Source organism: Pseudomonas sp. St386 (assembly GCF_018325865.1).
Taxonomy (GTDB): domain Bacteria; phylum Pseudomonadota; class Gammaproteobacteria; order Pseudomonadales; family Pseudomonadaceae; genus Aquipseudomonas; species Aquipseudomonas brassicacearum.
This window is the reverse complement of the sequence record NZ_AP021900.1, coordinates 5,560,161-5,580,474: the sequence shown is the minus strand read 5'-3', so window position 1 is coordinate 5,580,474 and position 20,314 is coordinate 5,560,161. Positions and strand designations below refer to the sequence as shown.

Annotated in this window: 16 protein-coding genes; 6 read left to right on the top strand and 10 right to left on the bottom strand. The window is 61.8% G+C overall.

Features of this window, described 5'->3' with window-relative positions:
- The first annotated feature begins 41 nt into the window (after nt 1-41).
- Nucleotides 42-299 carry a hypothetical protein gene (locus KI235_RS24625; RefSeq protein ID WP_003205335.1) on the top strand — a complete coding sequence of 86 codons (258 nt, stop codon included), beginning with the start codon at nt 42-44 and terminating at the stop codon, nt 297-299.
- A gap of 27 nt (nt 300-326) precedes the next feature.
- Here the strand turns inward: KI235_RS24625 and KI235_RS24620 are convergent, their stop codons facing one another.
- Nucleotides 327-1,295, bottom strand: a complete 969-nt coding sequence (locus KI235_RS24620) for a LysR family transcriptional regulator (RefSeq protein WP_003205334.1) — start codon at nt 1,293-1,295, stop codon at nt 327-329.
- Nucleotides 1,296-1,639: 344 nt separating this feature from the next.
- Between KI235_RS24620 and KI235_RS24615 the strand changes: the two genes are divergently transcribed.
- Genes KI235_RS24615 through KI235_RS24600 form a run of 4 tightly spaced genes read left to right on the top strand, consistent with a single transcriptional unit; the run spans nt 1,640 to nt 6,395 of the window.
- A complete protein-coding gene (locus tag KI235_RS24615) occupies nt 1,640-3,112 on the top strand; it encodes an efflux transporter outer membrane subunit (RefSeq protein ID WP_212795345.1) in 1,473 nt (490 codons plus the stop codon).
- A 14-nt stretch (nt 3,113-3,126) separates the two neighbouring features.
- Nucleotides 3,127-5,331: an FUSC family protein gene (locus KI235_RS24610; protein WP_212795884.1), complete on the top strand. Its 2,205-nt coding sequence runs from the start codon at nt 3,127-3,129 to the stop codon at nt 5,329-5,331.
- Complete coding sequence (locus KI235_RS24605; RefSeq protein WP_003205331.1) at nt 5,321-5,521, top strand: DUF1656 domain-containing protein; 201 nt, start codon at nt 5,321-5,323, stop codon at nt 5,519-5,521. Before KI235_RS24610 ends, KI235_RS24605 begins: the two co-directional genes overlap by 11 nt.
- A 10-nt stretch (nt 5,522-5,531) precedes the next feature.
- The gene (locus KI235_RS24600; protein WP_003205330.1) at nt 5,532-6,395 is read left to right on the top strand and encodes an HlyD family secretion protein; all 864 of its coding nucleotides are present in this window, start codon (nt 5,532-5,534) and stop codon (nt 6,393-6,395) included.
- Between the two features lie 118 nt (nt 6,396-6,513).
- Here KI235_RS24600 and KI235_RS24595 read toward each other — a convergent pair whose 3' ends face one another.
- A complete protein-coding gene (locus KI235_RS24595; protein ID WP_013694168.1) occupies nt 6,514-7,338 on the bottom strand; it encodes an SDR family oxidoreductase in 825 nt (274 codons plus the stop codon).
- Nucleotides 7,339-7,373: 35 nt separating this feature from the next.
- Nucleotides 7,374-7,838, bottom strand: a complete 465-nt coding sequence (locus KI235_RS24590) for a multidrug transporter (protein ID WP_212795344.1) — start codon at nt 7,836-7,838, stop codon at nt 7,374-7,376.
- Nucleotides 7,839-8,006: 168 nt separating this feature from the next.
- Between KI235_RS24590 and KI235_RS24585 the strand changes: the two genes are divergently transcribed.
- Nucleotides 8,007-10,724 carry an RHS repeat protein gene (locus KI235_RS24585; protein ID WP_212795343.1) on the top strand — a complete coding sequence of 906 codons (2,718 nt, stop codon included), beginning with the start codon at nt 8,007-8,009 and terminating at the stop codon, nt 10,722-10,724.
- Nucleotides 10,725-10,796: 72 nt separating this feature from the next.
- Here KI235_RS24585 and KI235_RS24580 read toward each other — a convergent pair whose 3' ends face one another.
- The 7 genes from KI235_RS24580 to algG all read right to left on the bottom strand — a co-directional run bounded on the left by KI235_RS24580 (nt 10,797) and on the right by algG (nt 20,288).
- Entirely contained in the window at nt 10,797-12,248 is a 1,452-nt protein-coding gene (locus KI235_RS24580; protein WP_013694167.1) for a mannose-1-phosphate guanylyltransferase/mannose-6-phosphate isomerase, read from the bottom strand.
- Nucleotides 12,249-12,465: 217 nt separating this feature from the next.
- On the bottom strand, nt 12,466-13,131 hold the full coding sequence (locus KI235_RS24575) for an alginate O-acetyltransferase AlgF (protein WP_013694165.1): 666 nt from the start codon (nt 13,129-13,131) through the stop codon (nt 12,466-12,468).
- Between the two features lie 14 nt (nt 13,132-13,145).
- A complete protein-coding gene (locus KI235_RS24570; RefSeq protein ID WP_013694164.1) occupies nt 13,146-14,321 on the bottom strand; it encodes an alginate O-acetyltransferase in 1,176 nt (391 codons plus the stop codon).
- An 11-nt stretch (nt 14,322-14,332) separates the two neighbouring features.
- Nucleotides 14,333-15,898 carry an MBOAT family protein gene (locus KI235_RS24565; RefSeq protein ID WP_003205323.1) on the bottom strand — a complete coding sequence of 522 codons (1,566 nt, stop codon included), beginning with the start codon at nt 15,896-15,898 and terminating at the stop codon, nt 14,333-14,335.
- 192 nt (nt 15,899-16,090) lie between these two features.
- The gene (locus KI235_RS24560) at nt 16,091-17,227 is read right to left on the bottom strand and encodes a mannuronate-specific alginate lyase (protein ID WP_003205322.1); all 1,137 of its coding nucleotides are present in this window, start codon (nt 17,225-17,227) and stop codon (nt 16,091-16,093) included.
- Nucleotides 17,228-17,238: 11 nt separating this feature from the next.
- On the bottom strand, nt 17,239-18,687 hold the full coding sequence (locus KI235_RS24555; protein ID WP_003205321.1) for an alginate O-acetyltransferase: 1,449 nt from the start codon (nt 18,685-18,687) through the stop codon (nt 17,239-17,241).
- An 11-nt stretch (nt 18,688-18,698) separates the two neighbouring features.
- The gene (gene algG / locus KI235_RS24550) at nt 18,699-20,288 is read right to left on the bottom strand and encodes a mannuronan 5-epimerase AlgG (protein ID WP_027911419.1); all 1,590 of its coding nucleotides are present in this window, start codon (nt 20,286-20,288) and stop codon (nt 18,699-18,701) included.
- Nucleotides 20,289-20,314: the final 26 nt, after the last annotated feature.

The window sequence follows — 20,314 nt, the reverse complement described above, 5'->3', positions numbered from 1 at the left end:
GCCCTTCGGGCCCGACTTGCATGCATGACCCGGAGCCTTACATGACTTCCCCGACACTTTCGCCTGCGGATGAACTCCCCGGCGGCGAACAGGCCGACTTGTCCGACAGCGATGTTTCCAGCGCCGAGGACGCCAAGGCGGCGATCCCAGCCTTCAAATTCCCGTTCAAACCCGGTGAACTGGCTGCGGCCAAGGGCGCCGGCCAGCAGCCGTGGTACAAGAACGGCGCGAAGAATGGCCATACCAAGACCCCGGGTGCCGCGCCTCCCGGCACGCGTCGTTCGATGGGCAAGCGCTGACATCATCCTTCACGCACGGGGGCGACTTCAGTTCGCGACCCGTGCGCCTGCCAGGCTTCCACTCAATTCGTAAGCCGCCAGCTCAGACTGGTGCGCCGCGAGGATTTCCGGCAACGAGCCTCGCAGGTACTCGACCCAGGTCTTGATCTTCGCATCCAGGTATTGGCGCGACGGATAGATGGCGTAGAGGTTCAGTTCCTGGGAGCGGTAGTTGGGCATGACCCGCACCAACGTGCCGTTGCGCAAGCCTTCGATGGCCGCGTACACCGGCAATACCCCCACGCCCATGCCGCTGGTGATCGCGGTTTTCATCGCATCGGCCGAATTCACCAGGAACGGTGAGCTGTTGATGGTGACCATCTCCTGGCCTTCCGGGCCGTCGAACACCCATTTTTCCAGCGGAATGACCGGGCTGACCAGGCGCAGGCAGGCGTGGTTGAGCAGGTCGCCGGGTTTTTGCGGGCAGCCGCTGGCTTTCACGTAGGCGGGTGATGCGCAGACGATGCTGTAGGTGATCCCCAGGCGCTGGGAGACGAAGCCCGAATCCGGCAACTCGCTGGCGAGCACGATTGAGACGTCGTAGCCCTCGTCGAGGATGTCCGGCACGCGGTTGGCCAGGGTCAGGTCGAAGGTCACATCCGGATGGGTCTTGCGGTAACGGGCGATGGCGTCGATCACGAAATGCTGGCCGATACCGGTCATCGTGTGGACCTTCAACTGCCCGGCCGGTCGCGCATGGGCGTCGCTGGCCTCGGCTTCGGCTTCTTCGACATAAGCCAGGATCTGCTCGCAACGCAACAAGTAGCGTTTACCCGCCTCGGTCAGGGCAATGCGGCGAGTGGTGCGGTTGAGCAGGCGGGTTTGCAGATGGGCTTCCAGGTTGGAAACTGCGCGCGAGATGTTGGCCGTGGTGGTGTCCAGTTGCGCGGCGGCGGCGGTGAAACTGCCAGCTTCGGCAACACAACTGAACGCGCGCATGTTTTGCAAGGTGTCCATGGAGGGCTCTCTTGGGAGGTGGCAAATTGTGACACGAAGTTACAGAGCAGCGGGACCCGACTAATGGATTATCGCGTTAACGGTAACAAAGATTCACAGAAAGATCGGCTTATCGCCGGGTAGGGCGATGCCTAGAATTACCGTCAATCCTGGGTCACTGATTCCTGTGGGAGCCCTTGTGGGAGCCGAGCTTGCTCGCGATGAACGATGACGCGGTCCTGCTGTTAAACCGTGTCGTCCCCATCGCGAGCAAGCTCGGCTCCCACAAAGGCTCGCTCTCACAAGTTTTGCGTTAACAGGCAGCCATCCTCGTCGTCATGCTCCATCTCAGGAATTTTGCGCAAGTGCCGCGTTGCATCAGCAGAGAGCTGAAGACTCTCAGTGTTTGGGTTCTGACATTAACCATCAGCGGTTGCATCGGGACAGGCGGGATAGGGCCGCAAAGCCAGGTAATGCCGGCCGATCAATTGGCGACCGATGCCGCCATCCGCGAGGCGGCTCGCGACGCCCACTGGCCCACCCGCCGATGGTGGCAAGCCTATGGCGATCAGCAGTTGGATCGCTGGGTCGATCTGGCCATGCAGGACAGCCCGAGCCTGGCCATGGCCGCCGCGCGGGTGCGCCAGGCCAAGGCCATGGCCGGTGTTGCCGAGGCCGCCGAGTCGCTGCAGATCAATGGCGAGGCGACCCTCAAGCGCCATAACTGGCCCACCGATCAGTTCTATGGCCCGGGCGAACTGGCCGACACCACGACCTGGGACAACAATGCCGCCCTGGGCTTGAGCTACGCCCTGGATCTGTGGGGCCGCGAGCGCAATGCCAGCGAACGGGCGGTTGACCTGGCCCATGCCAGTGTCGCTGAGGCGCGCCAGGCGCAACTGGAACTGCAGAGCAACATCGTGCGCGCCTACATCCAGTTTTCGCTGCACTACGCCCAGCGCGATATCGTCGCCGCGACCCTCCACCAACAAGAGCAGATTCTCGACCTGGCGCACAAGCGCCTGGACGGCGGCATCGGCACCCATTTCGAAGTCAGCCAGGCCCAGGCACCACTGCCCGAGACCCACCGCCAACTCGACGCCCTGGACGAAGCCATCGCCTTGAGCCGCAATCAGTTGGCGGCCCTGGCCGGCAAGGGGCCGGGAGAGGGCACGCAACTGCAACGCCCGACCCTGGCCCTCGACGCGCCGTTGAAGCTGCCGTCGGCCTTGCCCGCCGAACTGCTCGGCCAACGTCCGGATGTGGTTGCCGGGCGTTGGCAAGTGGCGGCCCAGGCCCGGGGCATCGATGTGGCCCGGGCCGGGTTTTATCCAAACGTCGACCTGGTGGGTAGCCTTGGCTACATGGCCACCGGTGGTGGGGCGCTGGAGTTCTTGACGGGCAAGAAGCTCACCTACAACGTCGGGCCGGCGATCACGTTGCCGATCTTCGACGGCGGGCGCTTGCGTTCGCAATTGGGCGAGGCGGCGGCGGGTTATGACATCGCCGTGGCGCACTACAACCAGACACTGGTGAACGCCCTCAAGGGCATTTCCGATCAGTTGATCCGCCGCCAATCCATGGACAAGCAGCAGGCCTTCGCCGCCGAATCGGTGGCCGCAGCCCAGCGCACCTACGACATCGCAATGGTGGCGTTCCAGCGTGGGCTTACCGATTACCTCAACGTGCTCAACGCCCAAAGCCTGTTGTTCAAGCAGCAACAGGTGCAACAGCAAGTGCAGGCGGCGCGCCTGAGTGCCCATGCCGACCTGGTGACGGCGTTGGGGGGCGGGCTTGAGGCCGGCAACGACAGTCCTGACTTGGGCCGCGTACGGTGAGCCATATTTCCCCTGTGACGTCTTTACTCGCCCCCGCACGCTGGCTGTACCGTCTTGAATGGCGCCGGGGTTTCTTCGACTGGGCCCGCAGCGACGGGGTGACCTGGGTCTATATCTTCAAGGTCCTGTTTGCCGCGTTCCTGACCTTGTGGCTGGCGATGCGCCTGGAGTTGCCGCAACCGCGCACGGCCATGATCACCGTGTTCATCGTCATGCAGCCCCAGAGCGGGCAGGTGTTCGCCAAGAGTTTCTACCGCTTCCTCGGCACCCTGGCCGGCTCGGTGGTGATGGTGGCGCTGATCGCCTTGTTTGCCCAGAACACCGAGCCGTTCCTCGCGTGCCTGGCGGTCTGGGTTGGTCTCTGTTCGGCAGGGGCAGCGCGTTATCGCAACTTCCGGGCCTATGGTTTTGTGCTGGCCGGCTACACCGCGGCGATGATCGGCCTGCCGGCCCTTGCCCATCCGGAAGGCGCGTTCATGGCGGCGGTCTGGCGGGTGCTGGAGATTTCCCTGGGGATTCTCTGCGCCACCCTGGTCAGTGCCGCGATCCTGCCGCAAACCGCCAGTGCCGCCATGCGCAATGCCTTGTACCAGCGCTTTGGGGTATTTGCCCTGTTTGTTACCGATGGCCTGCGTGGGCGCAGCAAGCGGGAGGCATTCGAAGCGCGCAACGTGGGCTTCATTGCCGAGGCGGTGGGCCTGGAAAGCCTGCGCAGCGTGACCGTTTTCGAAGACCCGCACATGCGTCGACGCAACGGCCGGCTCAGTCGCTTGAACAGCGAATTCATGGGTATCACCACCGGCTTTAACGCTTTGCACCAATTGCTGGAGCGCTTGCGCAGCAGTGCGGCGGATCACGTGGTCAATGCCATCAAGCCGGGCTTGCAAACGTTGGCCGAGCTGCTCGACGGTTTCAGTGGCCGCGCCCTGACCGATGCCGATGCGGCCCGTCTGGCGGCGGCGCTGGCCGAGTACAAGGCCGAGCTGCCGGCCCAGGTGCGGCGGCTGCGGGCGTTGTTCCAGGAAACGGCGCCCAGTGATGGGCAGCAACTGGATTTCCATACTGCCTACGAGCTGCTTTATCGATTCGTCGACGACTTGCACGGCTATGCCTTGACCCACGCCTCCCTGGCCGATCATAGCCACGAACGTGAGCGCTGGGACGAACCGTTCGTGCCGCAGACCAACTGGCTGGCCGCTACGGCATCGGGTGTTCGCGCCGCCTTCATCCTGTTGGTGCTGGGGAGTTACTGGGTCGCCACGGCCTGGCCGAGCGGCGCGACCATGACGATGATCGCCGCCGCCACCGTGGGCTTGTCGGCCGCGACGCCGAACCCCAAGCGCATGGCTTTCCAGATGGCCTGCGGCACGTTGTTCGGGGCGTTGATCGGCTTTGTCGAGATGTTCTTCATCTTCCCGTTGATCGACGGCTTCCCTTTGCTCTGCGTGATGCTGGCGCCGGTGATCATGCTCGGTTCGTTCCTCAGCTCGCGGCCGAAATACGCCGGGGTCGGGCTGGGGCTGCTGATCTTTTTCAGCACCGGTTCGGTGCCGGACAACCTGACGGTCTACAACCCCTACGCCTTCATCAACGATTACATCGCGATGATCCTCGGCATGCTGGTGTGTGCCGCGGCCGGGGCAATCATTCTGCCGCCCAACAGCCGCTGGTTGTGGCGCCGGCTCGAACAGGATTTGCGCGAGCAAGTGGTGTTTGCCATCAGTGGCAAGCTCAAGGGCCTGGCATCGAGCTTCGAAAGTGGTACCCGCGACTTGCTGCACCAGGCCTACGGGCTGGCAGCGGGGCAGCCTCGGGTGCAACGGGACTTGCTGCGCTGGATGTTCGTGGTGCTGGAGGTCGGCCACGCGATTATCGAGCTGCGCAAGGAACAGGCGATCCTGCCAGTGCATCCGGCGTATGCCGAAAGCCAGCCGTGGCGCCAGGCGATTCGGGTGATGGGGCGGGCGCTGGTGCGGCTGTTCCGCCAACCGAGCCAGAGCAATCTGGAGCGTGCCCTGGTGGCGGTGGACCACGCCATCGGCCGCGTGCAGGCCACCGACGAACCCTTCGCCCCGCATTTCGACACCTCGGCCCTGCGCCGGGTGAAAAGCTATCTGCATTTCATCCGCACCTCGTTGCTCGACCCGCAATCGCCCTTGGCCGGCTATGCCATGCCGCACGCCACACCGCTTCCCCAGGAACTTGAACATGCCCCGTGAGATCGCCTTCCATGGCGTGTACATGCCCACCATGACCTTGATGTTTTTCATCGCTGCCGGCCTGGCCTGGGCCTTGGACCGCTTCCTGTCGGGGCTGGACCTGTACCGCTTCTTCTGGCACCCGGCGTTGCTGCGCCTGAGTCTGTTTACCTGTCTGTTCGGCGCGCTGGCGCTGACGGTCTACCGTTGAGATCGATGCGATGAGAAAGTTTTTCAGCCTGCTGGCGACGCTGTTGGTTCTGGCCCTGGCGCTGTGGATCGGCCGTACGTTGTGGGTCCATTACATGAACGAGCCCTGGACTCGCGATGGCCGGGTGCGGGCCGATATCATCAATGTGGCCGCCGATGTCAGCGGCGAGGTGGTCGAAGTGCCGGTGCGCGACAACCAATCGGTGAAAAAGGGCGACCTGTTGATGCGCATCGATCCTGAGCATTACCGCATCGCCGTGAAGCAGGCTCGCTCCCTGGTGGCGTCACGCAAGGCCACTTGGGAGATGCGCAAGGTCAACGCCCATCGGCGTGCCGACCTGGATAGCCTGGTGATCTCCCGGGAAAACCGCGACGACGCCAGCAACATCGCCGACTCGGCCCTGGCCGATTATCAGCAGGCCCAGGCGCAATTGGAAGCCGCGGAGCTGAACCTGTCGCGCACCGAAGTCCGCGCGGCGGTGGATGGCTACGTCACCAACCTCAACGTGCACCGTGGCGACTACGCCCGCATCGGCGAGGCGAAGATGGCCGTGGTGGACATGAATTCGTTCTGGGTCTACGGCTTCTTCGAAGAGACCAAATTGCCCAAGGTGCGGGTCGGCGATTCAGCGCAGTTGCAGTTGATGAGCGGTGAGATGCTCAAGGGGCATGTGGAAAGCATCTCCCGCGGCATCTACGACCGGGACAACCCCGAAAGCCGCGAACTGATCGCCGACGTGAACCCGACCTTCAACTGGGTTCGCCTGGCCCAGCGGGTGCCGGTGCGCATTCATCTGGACGAAGTGCCCGACGGGGTGCTGCTGGCGGCGGGGATGACTTGCACGGTGGTGGTAGAACCCCACGACAAGCGCTGACCCCTTGTGGGAGCGAGCTTGCTCGCGAAAGCGGTGGGTCAGTTTGCAAAGATGTTGACTGTGCCGGTGTCTTCGCGAGCAGGCTCGCTCCCACAGTTTTCGGGGTGGCCGCTATTTATCAAAGTGACCCACCCAACCCAAACCGCTTCATCAACCCTTTTTCCAGCAACCCCTTGGGCAGCAAGCCGGCCATCAATGGCAATGCCCGGCTGCCATTGCCCAGACGCTGCAAGCGGGGTGGCTTGGGTTGTTGAACCGCCTTGAGCAGCGCGGCGGCGAATTCGGGGGCCGGGGTCGGGTTGTCCTGGGAGGCCTTGGCCCGGGCGCGGATGCCGTCGCGCAGAGGCCACCAGGGCGATTGTTCGCTGATCAGTTGTTCGGCTTCATGGCCGGCATTCTTGGCGAAGCTGGAGGCGATGGCGCCGGGTTGGACCTCCATCACGCGGATGCCGAACGGCGCCAGCTCCATGCGCAAGGCATCGCTCAAGGCATGCACCGCCGCCTTCGAGGCGCAGTAAGCCCCGGCAAACGGCGTGACCAGTACCCCGGAAACGCTGCCGATGTTCACCACCAGCCCCTTGGCCCGGCGCAACACCGGGAACAGCGCCCGGGTGACCCCGACGATGGCGAACACGTTGGTTTCGAACTGACGCTGCATGGCCGGCACGCCACCGTCCAGCAACGGGCCCATGGCGCCGTAGCCAGCATTGTTGACCAGCACATCCAGGCCGCCGTGCTGCTGGTTGATCCGTTCGTTGAGTTGTTCCAGGGCCTGGCCGTCGTTGACGTCCAGTTGCACGGCGGTGAACCCGGCAGCGCTGAGTGTCGCTACGTCTTCAACCTTGCGCGCCGTGGCCCAGACCTGATAACCCGCAGTCTTGAAGGCGTCGGCGAGGGCGCGGCCAATGCCGCTGGAACATCCGGTAATCAGCGCAACAGGCATGGCGCATTCCTTGTGCAAAAAGTGGGGGAGAGCAATCAGTTGGAAAAACTACCGTGCAATCGCTCGGCGCGAAACTCCATGGTCTGCGGGCGATAACCCGGACGCAGGGGCGGCAGCGGCAGGCAGTCTTGCCAGTCAGCGCCGGCCTGCAATTGGCCGGGGCCTCGGTAGCGCGGTGCGTCGTAGGGGGTGTCGGCCAGGTTGATGGTGTCGCCAGGCGCATAGGCCGCGACCCGCCAGCGCAGTTCGATCAGTGGCACGTCATTGGTGTTTTTCAGGTTCAGCGACAGCGGTCGGTCGGCGGGGCATTGCCCGGGGGAATAGGTGATGCGCATTTCCAGGCGCTCCAATTGCCGGGTCTCGCGGTTTTCCTGCCAGAGCACCCACGCAGCGACCAGTCCCAGCCCGATGAACGCCGCCAGGGAAACCGGCAAGGCCCTGGCCGGGTAGCGCAACAGCAGGATGAGCCAGGTGATGACCAGCAAGACGCCGATAAGCATGGTGGAAGCCTCCGTTCCCGTTGCCACATCCTACCGAAGGGAGCGGGCGATGGATATTCACCGGTCCTGCACCGTCGGTCGTCACTGTCATATCTGACAGTTGGCAGCCTTGCAGACCCGTTGGTTAGATGGGCCGCGATACCCTGGCACTACACGGGATTCCTACAGATGGGCATGGATTATCGAACGCCAACGTTGATAGCCGTCGACTCGCGAAGCAGGCCGGTTCGTTCGGTCGAATACTGCCGCAGCCTGGAGAACGGCCCGGCGCAGCGGCGTATCAACCGCAGCCTCTTTGACCTCGCCGGCCGCGCGGTGAAACAGTGGGATCCGCGGTTGTGGGCCATGCAGGACCGTGACGAATTGGCCCCCAGCAACCTTTCGGCGATTTATTCGTTGTCCGGCGTCACGCTGCGCACGGACAGCGTCGATGCCGGCCGGCAGACCGATCTGCCGGGGCTCGCCGAGGAAGGACTGCTGGGCTGGGACAGTCGAGGGACACTGCGCGATGTGCTCTATGACGAATCGCTTCGCCCCGTGGCGGTGTTCGAGCAAGGTGGTGGAATGCCGCGTCGGTGTACCGAGCGCATGACCTACGGATATCCGGGCCAGGGCGATCAGAACCAAAATCAGTATGGCCAACTGATCCGTCACGACGACACGACGGGTACGTTGTTACTGGCGTCGTTTGCCTTGAGCGGGGAAAACCTCATGCAGGACCGCCGTTACATCCTCGATGCGGCTTTGCCCGATTGGCCGGAGCCGGAACCCGATCGCGAACAACTCCTTGAACCTGGAAGCGGTGCCGTTTCGACGTGGCGCGTCGGCCCGCTGAGCGATGAGCTGGAGCGAGTCGACGCCCGGGGAAATCGACAACGCCAACGCCTTACGCTCGATGGCCGGCTGTCCGGCAGCCAACTGCTATTGGCGGGGCAGGGCGATTGGCAGACGCTGGTGAGTGATATTCGCTACGATGCCCTTGGACAGATCGAGGGAGAAATAGCCGGCAACGGCGTGAAAACCACCCTTATCTACAGCCCTGAGGACGGGCGCCTGGCGGAGCGCCAAGCCCTGCGTTCCGGCCAGGTACAGCAACACTTGCGCTACGTTTATGACCCGATGGGCAACGTGTTGAGCATCGAGGACGCAGCCCTGGCGGTCCGCTACTTTGCCAACCAGCGCATCGACCCGATCAGCCGCTTTGTCTACGACAGTCTCTATCAACTGATCAAAGCCACCGGTTGGGAGGCGGGCTCTGCAAACCAGGGGCCCGACTCGCTGAGGCAGAACGGCCCGGCGGCGGTCAGCAATTACCAGCAGACCTACCGCTACGACGAAGGCGGCAATCTGTTGACGCTGGTTCACGTCGGGGCACAAAACCATGGTCGGGAAACCCAAGCGGCTCGCTATAGCAATCGCTGCCTTCCGTACCGCAATGGTGTTCCGCCCACGGAGGACGAAATCGCTGCGGCGTTCGATGCGCGGGGCAACTGCTTGGAACTGTACGCGGAACGGTTCCTGGTCTGGGACTCGCGCAACCAGTTGAGTTCGGTCACGTCCATTGAACGCGACTCGGGGCTTGACGACAGTGAAGTGTATGCCTACGACGGCGGTGGGCAACGTGTGCGCAAGCTGCGAACGCTGCAAACCGGCGCCCGTAGCTTGGCCGCCGAGGTGCGTTATTTGCCGGGCCTGGAGCTGCGTGCCGACAGCAGCACCGGAGAGTCACTCCAGGTCATCACCGCCCAGGGTGGGCTCAACAGCGTCCGGATATTGCACTGGGAAAGCCCACCACCTGCGGGGGCCAATGACCTCTATCGATACAGTTTTACCGACCATTTGGGTTCGACCAGCCTGGAGCTTGGCCAGGACGGGCGAATCATCAGCCGGGAGCACTTCTATCCCTTCGGCGAGACCGCGTACCTGGCGGGGGCTGACGGGGTCGAGGCCAGTTACAAGACGGTTCGTTATTCGGGGAAGGAAAGGGATGCGACGGGGTTCTATTACTACGGCTATCGCTACTACATGCCTGGCTTGCAGCGCTGGCTCAATCCAGACCCCGCGGGAGATATCGATGGGCTGAACCTCTACGCGATGGTGAGCAATAACCCGCTGACTTTTCGGGACGCCGACGGGCTTAACAAGACTGGAAAGTACGAAATTGAAATGGGCGTGAAGAATCGACTCAAGCTCGCAGGGGCAGCGCTTACGAGCCGGGTTAGCGTGTTTAAGCAAGCCACGGGAAAGTACAGTGAAGTGAACGACTTCAAAGTAGTGGAGGTCGGTGCATTCAATGACTATCTGGTGGGAGGAGATGAGGTCAGACAGAATCTTCAACGCTACAAGCAACGCTATAAAACCCTCTCCAGCGAAACAGCGCGTTCGAAGGTCGTTGGGCAGCCTTCAAACTTCGGTCTGGGGGCAAGCATTTCCGGTTATATGTTGCGCAGTGCCAATGACGTATTTGTGGACGAGCCGAACGATCCGGACGCTTTGCACAGACACCCTGACTTCGTCGTTGAGCGGCGCTTTTTCGCAGTCATGAAAAAATCCGACAAGTTGAAATCGCCCGAGGAGCGGCACATTTATGGTCTGGCTGAACTGAACATGTTTACTTCCGAGGGAAAAACGGAAGTGGATGTTGTGCAAGTGGTCGTCCATCCTGAAACCCAGGGTGACGGAACGTTGAAAAAAGAGGCGCTGGCAGAGGCCACCTCAGTGGCGCGACTGCCGATTCTGAAGGGAGTGGGTACATTCTTGACGGTGCGCGCAATCAAGGCGATTTCGAAGGGAGCGGATATCAGAAAAATCAGAACGGACGCTGTCAATCCGCGCTCTGCCAGGATTGCCGAAAAGTTTGATGCCAAGAGAGTGGTCAATCAATAAAAAGCCCCCACCCAGCCCGCTGCGGATAGGGGACGCAGTGGGCTGGATGGGGGCTTCTTGTTCTGCTGATCGTTACTGCGCGATGGTCTTCACCGACACGCCGCGTTCGATCGGGGTGGAGCGACCGTAGATGTCTTCGAAACGCTCGATGTCGTCTTCGCCCAGGTAGCTGCCGGACTGCACTTCGATGATTTCCAGTGGGATCTTGCCCGGGTTGCGCAGGCGGTGGACCGACGCGATCGGGATGTAGGTCGACTGGTTTTCGCAGAGCAGGAACACGTTCTCGTCGCAGGTCACTTCGGCGGTGCCGCTGACCACGATCCAGTGTTCGGCGCGGTGGTGGTGCATCTGCAGCGACAGGCACGCGCCCGGCTTGACCGAGATGTGCTTGACCTGGAAACGACCGCCCATGTCCACCGAGTCATAGGAACCCCACGGACGATAGACCTCGCAGTGGTTCTGGGTCTCGCTGCGGCCCTGTGCGTTGAGGGTGTTGACCATCTGCTTGACGCCTTGGACCTTGTCCTTGTGGGCGATCATCATGGCGTCCTTGGTTTCGACCACCACGATGTTGTCCAGGCCGATTACCGACACCAGCTTGCCGTTGCCGTGGATCATGCAGTTGCGGCTGTCCTGGACGACCACGTCGCCTTTGGTGACGTTGCCGTTGGCATCCTTGGGGTTGACTTCCCACAGCGACGACCAGCAGCCGACATCGCTCCAACCCGCCGACAGTGGCACCACGCAGGCGCGCTGGGTTTTTTCCATCACGGCGTAGTCGATGGAGTTGTCCGGGCAGCAGGCGAAGGTGGCTTCGTCGAACGTGATGGTGTCGGCCGTCTGCTCACTGCGCTCCAGGGTCAGCAGGCAGGTGTCGTAGATGTCCGGATCGTGCTTTTTCAGCTCTTCGAGGAAACGGCTGGCGCGGAACAGGAACATGCCGCTGTTCCAGAAGTAACCGCCGGCCTCGACGAACTCTGTGGCGCGCTTGACGTCGGGTTTCTCGACGAAGTGCGAAACGCGGCTCACGCCTTCAGGCAGCAGCGCGTCGTTGGTCGATTTGATGTAGCCGTAGCCGGTTTCCGGCTTGGTGGCCGGTACGCCGAACAGCACCATTTCGCCACGCTCGGCGGCCACGGTGGCCAGGGCCAGGGCGCGTTGCAGGGCCTTCTGGTCTTCCAGCACGTGGTCGGCCGGCAGCACCAGCATCAGCTCGTCGCGGCCTTCGTTGACCAGCATCATCGCGGTCAGCGCCACGGCCGGTGCGGTGTTGCGCCCGAACGGTTCCATCAGGATGCGCTGGGCTTCGAGCTTACGGTTGGTCAACTGTTCGTTGACGATGAAGCGGTGGTCTTTATTGCAGACCACGATTGGCGTGTCCATGCCTTCGAACACCAGGCGCTCGAGGGTCTGCTGGAACAGGGTGTGTTCACCGGTCAGGGCCAGGAACTGTTTAGGGAATTGCTTGCGCGAAAGCGGCCAAAGACGTGAGCCACTACCACCTGACAAGATCACCGGAATCATGTTTGTTACTCCTTGAAGCGAAATGGTTGTTAGAGCTACTGCGTTCTGTCGTTTCACTCTCTTGTTCTTGTTCCGTACCCGACTGACACCCCGATTCAGGGTGGGAGCGGGCTTGCTCGCGAAAGTGGTGCTTCAACCAACATCAATGTTGAATGTGAGACCGTATTCGCGAGCAAGCCCGCTCCCACAGGGGTACAACGTCAATCAGGTGAATTCATCAGCGGGTCGACACTGGGCGTTTGACCCACACTGGCGACAGGCTGCTGCCTGAACCGGTGACGTACAGCACGGCTGCTTCACCGCGCTCCAGGGCCACGGGCTTGAGGTCGCCGACTTTCTTGTCGCCTTCGAACAGCGCCAGGGACACTTTCACCGGGTTGATTTCACGCTCGCCACGGCCCTTGGCGGCCACGTTCGGCACCACTTCGGTCTTGCCGTCGGCGGTCTTGAGGGTCAGTGCCTTGTCGCTCAGGTTCTGTACGCGGACCAGGGACTTCTGCTTGTTCTTGAACGGAGGCTCTTCGATCAGTTGCGGCTGGCCGCTGGCGTTGTTGACCAGGGTGTAATAGTGATCGGAAGCCAGTTTCACCGGCACGGTCTGGCTGCCGACCTTGGCGCTGTAGTCGCCACCGGGCATGAAGCTGAAGTCGCTGCTGGCCAAGGGAGCTACGTCGCTGATGTTGGTGCTGCCGACGGTTGCGCTGACTTCGGCGTTGGCGGCGTTGTACACCCGCACGAAGCTCGAGCCTTTTGGTGCGGTCGGGCCGTACAGGGCCGCGTCACCGGCAAAGGCCGACAGTGAGAGGGCGCTCATGCTGGCGACGAGGGCAAGGGCCTTGAAGGAGCGAGCAGCGAGACGGCGAGGAGTAGTGTTGAAAGTCATGGTGGACCTCTCTTTCAGTTTTGCGCCCGGTCGGGCGTCTCGGATGGGGTGTTGGCGGCTACGTTCTGTTGGCGCGCGCCGGCTTGCTTGAGCTCTGCGACCCACTGTGGGTCGGCGTCGCCGATTTCGTTGTTCACGGGCAGATAGCGTTCAGGGAACTCCCAGATCAGCACCTGTGGCGGGCTGTTCTTGAAGGCGTCGCTCTTGAGGTAGCTGAGCATCGGCAGAATCGGGCCATGGCCGTCTTCGGCGTAGTTGACGACGTCGCTGTGCAGGGCTTGCTTGAGTGCACCGACGAAGTTCCAGTTGGGGTTGGCGCTGTAGCTGGTGCCGATCAGGGCCACGGGCACCTGGGCGTCGGCGAACAGCGCGTCGTCGCCAGCCGGCTGGTCGTCGGCTTCGCGGGTGTTGCGCTTGACCAGCGGCTCCTGGGCTGGCATCAGGTTTTCGAACAGCGGGTCCAGGGGCAGGAACTGGCGCAGGTCACCCTTGTGGGTGATTTTCTCCGCAGGTTCCGTGACGAAGCGTTGTGGCTCACCGTTGAGCGGTGTGCGTTCGGCAATGGCCTTGGCCAGGTTCTCGGCAGCGACCTGGGCACCTTCCGGAGTCCAGTGGGTGTCGGTGCGCAGGAACACTTGCTGGCCGCCTTGCTTGGCCTGTTGCAGCGGGCCGAGCAGGTCCGGCGCGAGGATCTTGTCGGCCGCCACGCGAGCGTGGAAATCCTGGTAGAGGTTGGCGTGAATGCTCGATGGCTTCACGTCACCCAGGTGCTCGGGGTACAGCCGCGCCTTGGCCGGCACGATCGCCATGACCAGGGTCACGCCTTGTTCCTTGAGCTTCTGGCGCACGCCTTCGACCAGCGCGTAGTTGCCTTGCAGGTTCAGCTCTTCGTTGACGATCGGGTTGAACTCTTCGTCGCTGTACAGCCACTGGTCGCGGCCCAGGACCACGCCTTTGCGGCCTTCGTTGAACAGCTTGTAGTCCAGCGCAGCCCAGATGTTGGTGCCCAGGCGCTTGATCGGGAACTCGTCGTCGTAGTGCGTTTCCACGGCCTTGGCCCAGCGCCCGTTGAGCACGGTGGCGTCGGGGTTGGTACTGAAGCCGAAGAAACTGCGCATCGACCACAGGCCCAATGCTGTCAGGATCAGCATGAACAGTGCGATGTAAAAGATGCGTAATGAGCGGGTCATGTTCAGATCCCTCAGAACTGGAAGTAAAGGAACGGCGAGAAGCTTTGCGCCGAGAGTTTGAGAATCGAGGCGATGAACAGCAGCAGCACCAGGGCGCGCATCACGTAGCGTGACCAGTCCACGGTCCAGTAGGCCGGTTGCACCTGGGCTTCGACACCCACGGTGTAGCCTGGTTCATGGATCGTCGATGGGTTGTCACCCGGTACGGCCTTGATCATTCCCGGTTGTGCGGTGGCCGGGCCGTTGGCCTCGGTATTGACCTCAGGCTTGGTCTTGACCGGCGGACGGTTGGTGTAGAAGTCCCGCAGGCCGAAGAAGGCGAGGGTGATATAGGCCACCACCAGCGTGGCGATCTGCAGGCCGGTGAGGTTGGCGCGGGTCAGTTCCGACAGCGACCAGTCGCCGAAGCTGAACATGGCGCTGTACATGCGACCGGCCACGTGCAGGTTCTCGGAGCGGAAAATCACCCAGCCCATCACCACCAGCAGGAAGGTCAGCGCCCAGCGGATCGGGTTGATGCTGCGTGGTGTGGTGTTGATGCCCACGGCTTTTTCGATGGCCAGCCACATGCCGTGCCAGGCACCCCAGATGATGTAGGTGAAGTTCGCGCCGTGCCACAGACCACCGAGCAGCATGGTCAGGAACAGGTTGCGATAGGTCATCAGCGTGCCTTTGCGGTTACCGCCCAGGGTGATGTAGAGGTAGTCGCGCAGCCAGGTGGACAGGCTGATGTGCCAGCGACGCCAGAACTCGGTGATCGACTGGCTGATGTAGGGCTGCTTGAAGTTTTCCATGAAACGGAAACCCATCATCAGGCCCAGGCCGATGGCCATGTCGCTGTAGCCGGAGAAGTCGAAGTACAGCTGCGCGGTATAGGCCAGGGCGCCGAGCCAGGCATCGCCCGTGGTCGGGTTCTGCAAGGCGAAGCAATGGTCGGCCACCACCGCCAGGGTGTCGGCGATGAACACTTTCTTGATGAAGCCCTGCATGAAGCGCGTGCAGCCTTCGGAGAACTTGTCCAGCGTGTGGGTACGGTTGTTGAACTGGTCGGCCAGGTCGCGGAAACGCAACACGGGGCCGGCGATCAGGTGCGGGAAAATCGCCACGAACGCCGCGAAGTCGATCAGGTTGCGGGTCGCCGGGGTGTCACCGCGATAGACGTCGATGATGTAGCTGATGGACTCGAAGATGTAGAACGAGATCCCGATCGGCAACAGCACGTGGGTCAGGATGAACGGTTCGAGACCGAAGCTGGTCATGATCGCGTTGAGGCTGTCCACGCCGAAGTTGGCGTACTTGAAGTAACCCAGGATGCACAAGTCCACCGCCACGCCGAGCAACAGCCAACGCTGGGCCGGTTTGGTGCGCACACCGGCGGCGCCAACTTTCAGGCCGATCCAGTAGTTCCACAGGGTGACGCCGGCGAACAGCGCCAGGAAGTCCACCCGCCACCAGGCATAGAACACGTAGCTGGCGATCAGCAGCAGCAGGTTGCGATAGCGTTGCCCGCTTAAGTAGTACAAGCCGAGAAAGATCGGCAAGAACAGAAACAGGAACACATTGGATGAAAATACCATCCCGATCTCTCCATGTTGAATCAACAGTCAAGGGCCAGAGCCCCCCAAACCCCCCAATGAAAAAGAGGGGTGATGATCGTTCCCACGCTCTGCGTGGGAATGCCTCTACGGACGCTCCGCGTTCGGCTTTGTGGGACGCAGAGCGTCCCGGGCTGCATTCCCACGCAGAGCGTGGGAACGATCAGCGGTGAATCAGCTTCCTTTTTCGCCTTTCTCCCGCGAAGGGTCGTACACCCGGGTCAAGTCACCGCCGAGGCGGAAGGTCTTGAACGGTTGCATCTCATGCTTGCGCTCCAGCACATCCTCGCTGCAGGTGTAGAGGCTGCAGAACGGTTCGAGCCAGGCGAATTTCGAGTCGACCTTCAGGTCCTTCATGTCCTGCTTGTCGCCGTTCTTCTCTTCGAAGATGTCTGGGTCTTCGACCCCGGCCAGCACCCGGTCACCCAAGCGCTTGAGGGCGCCGTTGTTTTCCTGGCGCAGGTCCACACCATTGACCTGGGCGAAACTGGCGATCATCGCCAGTGGCGGCAGGGCATAGTTGTGGTAGGACAGGGCGCGTTGCTTGCGCTTGAGTTCGTTGGGCAGGAAACCGTCGGCATCGACCTGGTTGACGCCGACCTTGTATTCCTTGACGGCCCAATCGAACAGGTCGCGGCGGTTGGTTGCCACGGAGGTGGCCATCACCGACCAGGCGGCCCAGTAGGAGTGGTTGTTGGTCTTGTCCAGCGGCAGGTTGTCCCAGTCGCTGACCACCTGATCGGCCATCCGGCTGAACCAGCCTTCGATCAGTTGCGCCTGCTCCGGGTGATTGGCCAGTGGGCGGGACTCGGAAAACTTCAGGCGCACATAGGCCGAAGCCATGCTACCCAGTGCCCATTTGCGCATGGACTTGCCGGTGTGGTTGAAGTCCTTGGACATCAGCGCATCGGCCTGGGCCCACGCGGTCAGCCAGTTGAGGGTGCATTCCAATTGTTCGGGACGGCCGTCACGCATGAATTGCATCACTTGCTTGCTGACGCCACGCTCGATCTTGGTGATGTCGGCGGTGCTGTCGCGGAAGGCTTTTTCCGATTGCACGTTCAGGGTCGCACGGGCCTTGTCGGAGCCCTCGTACTTGCTGCGAAATTGCAGGGAGCCGGTGTAGGGCGTCGGTGTGGCGTCGCAGCCTTGGGCCGCTTCGCCGGCCTTGACCTTTTCGATCGGGGCGAAGTAACCCTGTGGCGGGCGCAGCGGGGCCGCCGCCTGCGTGGCCCCGGCGAACATCGCCAGGGTCAGCAGGGAAGGCGCCAGCAGCGTTTTCAACGTTCGGGTGCGCGTGGTACTGGTCATGAGACGAGACCTCATTGTCCGATTTGAGCCGTTTGTTCGGCTTGCGGAGATGCGTTGCGTTTACAGATTTTCGCTTCGATCTGCTGCGGCTCTTTACCGGCTTCGGGGCCCTGGACTTCGACAGCCAGAAGGTTTTGCGAAGCCCAGTCCTCGTCGGTGCGCAGCTGGAAGGCGAAACGTCCGTCGGTTTCGGAGGTATCCGGTTTTTCGATCTTGATATCCTCGTGGCGCCCATTCATGTACCAGAGGGTGGCTTGCAAGGTTTTCACCGAGGTGTCGGCGAAGCGGATGTCGACCTGGTGGCTGCCGTTACGCAGATCCATGTTCTTGCTATTGACCATCAATTCGTTCTTGCCTGGCTTGAGCGCGGTCTTGCTGCTCATCAATGCCGGCTTGCCTTCGCAACCGTTGTTGTCCAGCAGCGCCATCATCTGGCGATAGATGGTTTCCTGGTCCAGGCGATACAGCGGCGAGAATTCCCAGATGAGGATTTTCGGCGGATTCTTCTGGAACTCTTCGCTGCCCAGGTACTGGATCATCGCGCCCTCGAAACCGCCGCCGGGGAAGGCTACGTTGAGGATGTCGGCGCCGATGGCCTCTTCCAGGAAGCCGGCGAAGTTGTAGTTCTTGCCACTGTGACTGGTGCCCACGAGGGTGATCTGCGGGTTGCCGGAATCGCTGAACAGGTCGCCGTCGCCAGCCTCGCCCTTAGGCTCGGTGGTGAACTGGTCCATGTACTGGATCGCATAGCTGGTGCCGCACAGCTGCCCGGCCATGTTGTGCAGGGTACCGGTCTTGCCCATGCGGCCGGACTTCTTGGTCTCGAACTCACGCTTGGGAATGTCGGCGAAGGCCGGGATCTGCTTGACCTTCTCGGCGACGATCTTGGCCGTGCGCTGGGCGCCGTATGGCGTCCAGTGCTGGTCGCCACGGAAATAGAAATCGTGGGCCGGCAGGGTTTCGGGCAGGCTTTCGTTGGTCAGCGGCGACAGGTCTGGCACCACGTAACCCATCTGGGCGAAACGGCCGAGCATGGATTTGTAGTTGGTCAGGGCTTTCTCGTAGTCGAAAGCGGCCTTTTCCTGTGGGTTGAGCTTGTTGCGGTTCACCAGGCCCCGGGTAGGCTGGTAGACGAGCACCAGTTCGACGCCTTTTGCCTTGAACGCATCGTGCAACTGCTGCAGGCGCTTGTAGCCGGCCGGGGTGGTGTTGAATTCGGTCCGCAGGTCTTCCTGGGTCCGGAACAACCAGTCGCCCTGGGCCTGCACCAGCGTGGTGAAGTTCTGCTGGTAGCGCGTGGTGTAGTTCTTCGCGTCGTGGGCTTCAGGGCACAGGTTGCAGCATGGCTCGGCCGTGAAGCTCGGGGCCTTGGTTTCATCGGCGCGGGCGCCGCTTGCAGCGGCGAGAATGCCGGCAGTCAGGGCGGACAGGCCCAGGAGTTTGATCATCTTTGGGTTCATAAAGGTCATCCTCAGTCCCGCATTTCGGTCTGGCGTTCGACGGGGTCGATCAGCACGGCTTTCTGCTGGCGCACCAGCAGGTCGAGAATTTCATCCTGGCGCTCGCCGAGGATTCCCGAGAAGCTGATGCCGCTGGATTTGGTCGGTGCGAGCATGGACACGCGGTACAGCTCGACGCTCAACGGCGAGTCGATGGACAGCGGGCCGCTGCCGTTGGCAGCCAGTTCGCCGCCGACCACGATCAGCGAGACTTCGGCGTCGAACGGGTCGAGCTTGATGTCACGGTCGGTGTCGGACAGGTCTTTGATGTGGCCGTAGAGGCCGGTCAGGCCGTTGGCCATGGACACGTTTTCGTAGAGGCGGATGTTCACGCTGTTACGAATCCGGATGCCGTGGCGGCGGTTGCTGATCACTTTGTTGCCCCACAGCAGGTTGTCAGCACTCTCATAGAGCGTGATGCCGTCGGTGTGGTTCTTGTAGATCTCGTTGTAGGCGATCAGGTTGTTCACGCTGTTACGGTCGATCACCAGGCCCGAGAGTTTGTTGTCATAGCTGCGGTTGTTGAAAATGAAGCTGTCGTTGACTTCACGGGAAATAATGATCCCGTGCTTCTTCTTGGTCCCGTAGACGGTGTTGTCGGCAATGATCAGCCGATGGGAACGGTCGTGGGGGTCGATGCCGTAGACAATGTTGTCTTTGTAGGTATTGCCCTTGACCACGAAGTCGCGGGTTTCATAGCAGTAGAAGCCGTACCACATGTCCGAGAACTCGGAACCGATGATCCAGCCGGTCGGTTCCGGGCGCTTGAGGACCTTGGCCATGTTCGGCGTGTACTGGGAAATACTCACCCCGTACGACTTACTGTTGGAGTAGCCGAAACTGGCCATCTTGGTGTTGACGATGTAGGTCTCGGTGCCACCCCAGGCCAGCAGGAACGGACGGAATTCCTTGGGTGAACGGAAGGTCGCAGGGCCGTTGTCCTTTTCACGCCAGCCGGTGACCTTGGTGTCGCGGATGAACATATGGCCATCGTTGACCAGGAACGCGCCGCCTTCCTGGGACAGGCGCAGTTCCTGGGTCTGTTTGTCGATTTCCAGGATGCCTTTCTGGCCGACCACGATCGGAATCTTCGCCAGGTAGACACCTGGCGAAGTTTCGATGACGTACTTGGGCACCTTCTTGGCCAGGTCCTTGAGGTTCATGTAGCCATCGTCGACGAAGATGGCCTGTGGGATGCCGTGCTGACGCACGACCCACTCGGCCATCTTGTTGTCACCGCCGATGAAGTCCTTCAAGGCGTTTTCCTGCATCATCCGCCGCACGCTGATCTTGCCGGGCTTGCTGCGCACGATCTTGGCCGCGACCGCTTCGGCCGTATAGCCTTTGAGGTCGGGCAGGGTCGGCGTGGCCAGCTCCAGTGGTGCGATCGGCGCGCTGCTGACGGTGTAGGTCTTGGCTTGTTGCAGACCTTTGACCACGTTGCCCGGCTTGACCACCGGTTCAACGTTGGCGAACGCCGGCGAGCCGGCCAGCAGCATCGCTGCGACCAACAGGCTGATCGAACCTTTCATCGCCTGGCTGTTCCTGAGGTAGCGGTTCATTTCGGGCACTCCCATGGCCATTCGCA